Annotated in this window: 2 tRNA genes and 5 rRNA genes (1 of these 7 only partly in view); all 7 read left to right on the top strand. The window is 50.7% G+C overall.

From position 1 onward, the window contains the following. A 23S ribosomal RNA gene (locus ACODSU_RS25005) occupies window positions 1-1,509 on the top strand; it begins 1,370 nt to the left of the window's first position. Between the two features lie 153 nt (window positions 1,510-1,662). Continuing rightward, window positions 1,663-1,775, top strand: a 5S ribosomal RNA gene (rrf, locus tag ACODSU_RS25000). A gap of 339 nt (window positions 1,776-2,114) precedes the next feature. Next, window positions 2,115-3,647: ribosomal RNA gene (locus ACODSU_RS24995) — 16S ribosomal RNA — on the top strand. A 91-nt stretch (window positions 3,648-3,738) separates the two neighbouring features. Then, a tRNA-Ile gene (locus ACODSU_RS24990) sits at window positions 3,739-3,815 on the top strand. A 33-nt stretch (window positions 3,816-3,848) separates the two neighbouring features. Continuing rightward, a tRNA-Ala gene (locus tag ACODSU_RS24985) sits at window positions 3,849-3,924 on the top strand. Window positions 3,925-4,303: 379 nt separating this feature from the next. Continuing rightward, window positions 4,304-7,182 (top strand): 23S ribosomal RNA (locus tag ACODSU_RS24980). Window positions 7,183-7,335: 153 nt separating this feature from the next. Beyond that, window positions 7,336-7,448: ribosomal RNA gene (gene rrf, locus ACODSU_RS24975) — 5S ribosomal RNA — on the top strand. Together the 16S, 23S and 5S rRNA genes with 2 tRNA genes alongside form the textbook arrangement of a ribosomal RNA operon. The last annotated feature ends 52 nt before the right edge of the window (window positions 7,449-7,500 follow it).

The following is a 7,500-nucleotide window of genomic DNA, read 5'->3' as shown; positions in this document are numbered from 1 at the left end:
GGAAACAGGTCAATATTCCTGTACCGATCAATAGTGCGATGTGGGGACGGAGAAGGTTAGCTCAGCCAACTGTTGGATATGTTGGTTCAAGCCTGTAGTCGTGCTCGGTAGGCAAATCCGCCGGGCTTAGATGAGGGGTGATAACGAGTCTGCTTGCAGACGAAGTGAGTGATACCCTGCTTCCAGGAAAAGCCACTAAGCTTCAGCTATTGACGACCGTACCGCAAACCGACACTGGTGCGCGAGATGAGTATTCTAAGGCGCTTGAGAGAACTCAGGAGAAGGAACTCGGCAAATTGATACCGTAACTTCGGGAGAAGGTATGCCCCAAGTAGGTGAACTCGTACAGAGGGAGCCCAACGGGGTTGCAAAAAATCGGTGGCTGCGACTGTTTAATAAAAACACAGCACTCTGCAAACACGAAAGTGGACGTATAGGGTGTGACGCCTGCCCGGTGCTGGAAGATTAAATGATGGGGTGCAAGCTCTTGATTGAAGTCCCAGTAAACGGCGGCCGTAACTATAACGGTCCTAAGGTAGCGAAATTCCTTGTCGGGTAAGTTCCGACCTGCACGAATGGCGTAACGATGGCCACACTGTCTCCTCCTGAGACTCAGCGAAGTTGAAATGTTTGTGATGATGCAATCTCCCCGCGGAAAGACGGAAAGACCCCATGAACCTTTACTGTAGCTTTGTATTGGACTTTGAACAGATCTGTGTAGGATAGGTGGGAGGCTTTGAAGTGAGGACGCTAGTTCTCATGGAGCCAACGTTGAAATACCACCCTGGTGTGTTTGAGGTTCTAACCTAGGTCCATTATCTGGATCGGGGACAGTGCATGGTAGGCAGTTTGACTGGGGCGGTCTCCTCCCAAAGCGTAACGGAGGAGTTCGAAGGTACGCTAGTTACGGTCGGACATCGTGACGATAGTGCAATGGCATAAGCGTGCTTAACTGCGAGACTGACAAGTCGAGCAGATGCGAAAGCAGGACATAGTGATCCGGTGGTTCTGTATGGAAGGGCCATCGCTCAACGGATAAAAGGTACTCTGGGGATAACAGGCTGATACCGCCCAAGAGTTCATATCGACGGCGGTGTTTGGCACCTCGATGTCGGCTCATCTCATCCTGGGGCTGTAGCCGGTCCCAAGGGTATGGCTGTTCGCCATTTAAAGAGGTACGTGAGCTGGGTTTAAAACGTCGTGAGACAGTTTGGTCCCTATCTTCCGTGGGCGCTGCAGATTTGAGGAAGCCTGCTCCTAGTACGAGAGGACCGGAGTGGACACACCTCTGGTGTATCGGTTGTCACGCCAGTGGCATTGCCGAGTAGCTAAGTGTGGAAGAGATAACCGCTGAAAGCATCTAAGCGGGAAACTCGTTTCAAGATGAGATCTGCCGGGGCCTTGAGCCCCCTAAAGAGTCGTTCAAGACCAGGACGTTGATAGGCAGGGTGTGGAAGCGCAGTAATGCGTTAAGCTAACCTGTACTAATTGCTCGTGCGGCTTGACCCTATAACTTTGATAGCCAACACGCACACCACAATGGTTGTGTGAAAAGCTCAAAGTCTGTTATGCCAAGTTAGACGCAGTCAAATACACAAAATCTGATTCCAGACTCTATGAATTCGTTGTGTTGCCCCAAAAGCAGCACAACAACAAGTTATGCCTGATGACCATAGCAAGTTGGTCCCACTCCTTCCCATCCCGAACAGGACAGTGAAACGACTTTGCGCCGATGATAGTGCGGGTTCCCGTGTGAAAGTAGGTCATCGTCAGGCTCTTACAGCAAGGGCACCCAGTGTTGGTACTGGGTGTTTTCTTTTGGATCATTAAATAGATGGGCCAAAAGAAAACAAGATTTTTAACAGTTCTTCAAAAACTGTGCTAGAATTCAAGGCTTCGCTGATCGCAGCGAAGTTTGCAAAATGAAGAAGATTTAGGTCTGCTTTGTTTTGCGGGGTCTTTAAAAATATACAGCCGATAAGCGTGGGCGTTTGATGGCGAGTGCCAAGTTCTTTGGAACTAGTGCTTAGCACTACAAACGCTCATGAGAGAGAAGTGAAGTTCACTTCAATTCTTAATTATGAGTTGCTCGAAAGAGCGAAAAAATCAAGATCGAACTGTAGAGTTTGATCCTGGCTCAGATTGAACGCTGGCGGCATGCCTTACACATGCAAGTCGAACGGTAACAGGTCTTCGGATGCTGACGAGTGGCGAACGGGTGAGTAATACATCGGAACGTGCCCGAGAGTGGGGGATAACGAAGCGAAAGCTTTGCTAATACCGCATACGATCTCAGGATGAAAGCAGGGGACCGCAAGGCCTTGCGCTCACGGAGCGGCCGATGGCAGATTAGGTAGTTGGTGGGATAAAAGCTTACCAAGCCGACGATCTGTAGCTGGTCTGAGAGGACGACCAGCCACACTGGGACTGAGACACGGCCCAGACTCCTACGGGAGGCAGCAGTGGGGAATTTTGGACAATGGGCGCAAGCCTGATCCAGCCATGCCGCGTGCAGGATGAAGGCCTTCGGGTTGTAAACTGCTTTTGTACGGAACGAAAAGACTCTGGTTAATACCTGGGGTCCATGACGGTACCGTAAGAATAAGCACCGGCTAACTACGTGCCAGCAGCCGCGGTAATACGTAGGGTGCGAGCGTTAATCGGAATTACTGGGCGTAAAGCGTGCGCAGGCGGTTATGTAAGACAGATGTGAAATCCCCGGGCTCAACCTGGGAACTGCATTTGTGACTGCATAGCTAGAGTACGGCAGAGGGGGATGGAATTCCGCGTGTAGCAGTGAAATGCGTAGATATGCGGAGGAACACCGATGGCGAAGGCAATCCCCTGGGCCTGTACTGACGCTCATGCACGAAAGCGTGGGGAGCAAACAGGATTAGATACCCTGGTAGTCCACGCCCTAAACGATGTCAACTGGTTGTTGGGTCTTCACTGACTCAGTAACGAAGCTAACGCGTGAAGTTGACCGCCTGGGGAGTACGGCCGCAAGGTTGAAACTCAAAGGAATTGACGGGGACCCGCACAAGCGGTGGATGATGTGGTTTAATTCGATGCAACGCGAAAAACCTTACCCACCTTTGACATGTACGGAATCCTTTAGAGATAGAGGAGTGCTCGAAAGAGAGCCGTAACACAGGTGCTGCATGGCTGTCGTCAGCTCGTGTCGTGAGATGTTGGGTTAAGTCCCGCAACGAGCGCAACCCTTGTCATTAGTTGCTACATTCAGTTGGGCACTCTAATGAGACTGCCGGTGACAAACCGGAGGAAGGTGGGGATGACGTCAAGTCCTCATGGCCCTTATAGGTGGGGCTACACACGTCATACAATGGCTGGTACAGAGGGTTGCCAACCCGCGAGGGGGAGCCAATCCCATAAAGCCAGTCGTAGTCCGGATCGCAGTCTGCAACTCGACTGCGTGAAGTCGGAATCGCTAGTAATCGCGGATCAGAATGTCGCGGTGAATACGTTCCCGGGTCTTGTACACACCGCCCGTCACACCATGGGAGCGGGTTCTGCCAGAAGTAGTTAGCCTAACCGCAAGGAGGGCGATTACCACGGCAGGGTTCGTGACTGGGGTGAAGTCGTAACAAGGTAGCCGTATCGGAAGGTGCGGCTGGATCACCTCCTTTCTGGAAAACTGCATTCAATATTGAACGCCCACACTTATCGGTTGTTGGAACAAGCCGCAGACCTGCGAAGGGATTCGCAAGAATGTGGAATGGGTCTGTAGCTCAGCTGGTTAGAGCACCGTCTTGATAAGGCGGGGGTCGTTGGTTCGAGCCCAACTAGACCCACCAAATTCCGATGACTGGATACGGTAAGAGGACACTGGGGGATTAGCTCAGCTGGGAGAGCACCTGCTTTGCAAGCAGGGGGTCGTCGGTTCGATCCCGTCATCCTCCACCAACCACACTTCGGGACTTCAACACCAAAGCTGCTTTGCAAAAGGCTGCTTTGTTGTTGATCAATATCGATTGATCAATCGGCTGTTCTTTAAAAATTCATAGAGTCGAAATCAGAGTTGCCAGGGGAAACTGCACATTCGTAAAGGTTTAGTGCAGACCGTGCCCCTGGTGACAAATTTTTGATTGCGTCAAAACGAATGTTCAATGAGCAAACGTGATTGCGAAAGTGATTGCGAAGTAATTTGAACTCAGTAATGACGAATGTTTCTTGATAGTGATATCGAGGAATTATTCACATTACGGCATAACGCGTCAGGTGAAAGACCTGACAAGTCCTTGAAGATGATGGCGATATCTTGAAAGAGATGTCAAAGTTATAGGGTCAAGTGACTAAGAGCATGTGGTGGATGCCTTGGCGATTACAGGCGACGAAAGACGTGATAGCCTGCGATAAGCTTCGGGGAGCTGGCAAATAAGCTTTGATCCGGAGATTTCTGAATGGGGAAACCCACCTCGCAAGAGGTATCGCATACTGAATACATAGGTATGCGAGGCGAACCGGGTGAACTGAAACATCTCAGTAGCTCGAGGAAAAGACATCAACCGAGATTCCGAAAGTAGTGGCGAGCGAAATCGGAAGAGCCTTCTAGTGATAGCACGACTGTTAGCAAAACGGGATGGAAAGCCCGGCCATAGCAGGTGATAGCCCTGTATGCGAAAACAGACGTGTGGTACTAAGTTAGAGAAAAGTAGGGCGGGACACGAGAAATCCTGTCTGAATATGGGGGGACCATCCTCCAAGGCTAAATACTCGTAATCGACCGATAGTGAACCAGTACCGTGAGGGAAAGGCGAAAAGAACCCCGGGAGGGGAGTGAAATAGATCCTGAAACCGCATGCTTACAAAAAGTAGGAGCCCGCAAGGGTGACTGCGTACCTTTTGTATAATGGGTCAGCGACTTACATTCAGTGGCAAGGTTAACCGAATAGGGAAGCCGTAGAGAAATCGAGTCCGAATAGGGCGAATCAGTCGCTGGGTGTAGACCCGAAACCAAGTGATCTATCCATGGCCAGGATGAAGGTGCCGTAACAGGTACTGGAGGTCCGAACCCACTAGTGTTGCAAAACTAGGGGATGAGCTGTGGATAGGGGTGAAAGGCTAAACAAACTTGGAAATAGCTGGTTCTCTCCGAAAACTATTTAGGTAGTGCCTCAAGTATTACCTGCGGGGGTAGAGCACTGTTTAGGCTAGGGGGTCATGGCGACTTACCAAACCTATGCAAACTCCGAATACCGCAGAGTACAGCTTGGGAGACAGAGCACCGGGTGCTAACGTCCGGACTCAAGAGGGAAACAACCCAGACCGCCAGCTAAGGTCCCTAAAATTGGCTAAGTGGGAAACGAAGTGGGAAGGCTAAAACAGTCAGGATGTTGGCTTAGAAGCAGCCATCATTTAAAGAAAGCGTAATAGCTCACTGATCGAGTCGTCCTGCGCGGAAGATGTAACGGGGCTAAGCCAGTTACCGAAGCTGCGGATTTGCAATTTATTGCAAGTGGTAGGAGAGCGTTCTGTAGGCCTGTGAAGGTGTCTGGTAACGGATGCTGGAGGTATCAGAAGTGCGAATGCTGACATGAGTAGCGTTAAAGGGGGTGAAAAGCCCCCTCGCCGTAAGCGCAAGGTTTTCTACGCAACGTTCATCGGCGTAGAGTGAGTCGGCCCCTAAGGCGAGGCAGAGATGCGTAGCTGATGGGAAACAGGTCAATATTCCTGTACCGATCAATAGTGCGATGTGGGGACGGAGAAGGTTAGCTCAGCCAACTGTTGGATATGTTGGTTCAAGCCTGTAGTCGTGCTCGGTAGGCAAATCCGCCGGGCTTAGATGAGGGGTGATAACGAGTCTGCTTGCAGACGAAGTGAGTGATACCCTGCTTCCAGGAAAAGCCACTAAGCTTCAGCTATTGACGACCGTACCGCAAACCGACACTGGTGCGCGAGATGAGTATTCTAAGGCGCTTGAGAGAACTCAGGAGAAGGAACTCGGCAAATTGATACCGTAACTTCGGGAGAAGGTATGCCCCAAGTAGGTGAACTCGTACAGAGGGAGCCCAACGGGGTTGCAAAAAATCGGTGGCTGCGACTGTTTAATAAAAACACAGCACTCTGCAAACACGAAAGTGGACGTATAGGGTGTGACGCCTGCCCGGTGCTGGAAGATTAAATGATGGGGTGCAAGCTCTTGATTGAAGTCCCAGTAAACGGCGGCCGTAACTATAACGGTCCTAAGGTAGCGAAATTCCTTGTCGGGTAAGTTCCGACCTGCACGAATGGCGTAACGATGGCCACACTGTCTCCTCCTGAGACTCAGCGAAGTTGAAATGTTTGTGATGATGCAATCTCCCCGCGGAAAGACGGAAAGACCCCATGAACCTTTACTGTAGCTTTGTATTGGACTTTGAACAGATCTGTGTAGGATAGGTGGGAGGCTTTGAAGTGAGGACGCTAGTTCTCATGGAGCCAACGTTGAAATACCACCCTGGTGTGTTTGAGGTTCTAACCTAGGTCCATTATCTGGATCGGGGACAGTGCATGGTAGGCAGTTTGACTGGGGCGGTCTCCTCCCAAAGCGTAACGGAGGAGTTCGAAGGTACGCTAGTTACGGTCGGACATCGTGACGATAGTGCAATGGCATAAGCGTGCTTAACTGCGAGACTGACAAGTCGAGCAGATGCGAAAGCAGGACATAGTGATCCGGTGGTTCTGTATGGAAGGGCCATCGCTCAACGGATAAAAGGTACTCTGGGGATAACAGGCTGATACCGCCCAAGAGTTCATATCGACGGCGGTGTTTGGCACCTCGATGTCGGCTCATCTCATCCTGGGGCTGTAGCCGGTCCCAAGGGTATGGCTGTTCGCCATTTAAAGAGGTACGTGAGCTGGGTTTAAAACGTCGTGAGACAGTTTGGTCCCTATCTTCCGTGGGCGCTGCAGATTTGAGGAAGCCTGCTCCTAGTACGAGAGGACCGGAGTGGACACACCTCTGGTGTATCGGTTGTCACGCCAGTGGCATTGCCGAGTAGCTAAGTGTGGAAGAGATAACCGCTGAAAGCATCTAAGCGGGAAACTCGTTTCAAGATGAGATCTGCCGGGGCCTTGAGCCCCCTAAAGAGTCGTTCAAGACCAGGACGTTGATAGGCAGGGTGTGGAAGCGCAGTAATGCGTTAAGCTAACCTGTACTAATTGCTCGTGCGGCTTGACCCTATAACTTTGATAGCCAACACGCACACCACAATGGTTGTGTGAAAAGCTCAAAGTCTGTTATGCCAAGTTAGACGCAGTCAAATACACAAAATCTGATTCCAGACTCTATGAATTCGTTGTGTTGCCCCAAAAGCAGCACAACAACAAGTTATGCCTGATGACCATAGCAAGTTGGTCCCACTCCTTCCCATCCCGAACAGGACAGTGAAACGACTTTGCGCCGATGATAGTGCGGGTTCCCGTGTGAAAGTAGGTCATCGTCAGGCTCTTACAGCCCAGAAAACCCCAGTCTCATAAAGACTGGGGTTTTTTGCTTTG

This window comes from Acidovorax sp. FG48, from assembly GCF_057809085.1.
This window is presented reverse-complemented; position numbering and strand designations above follow the sequence as displayed.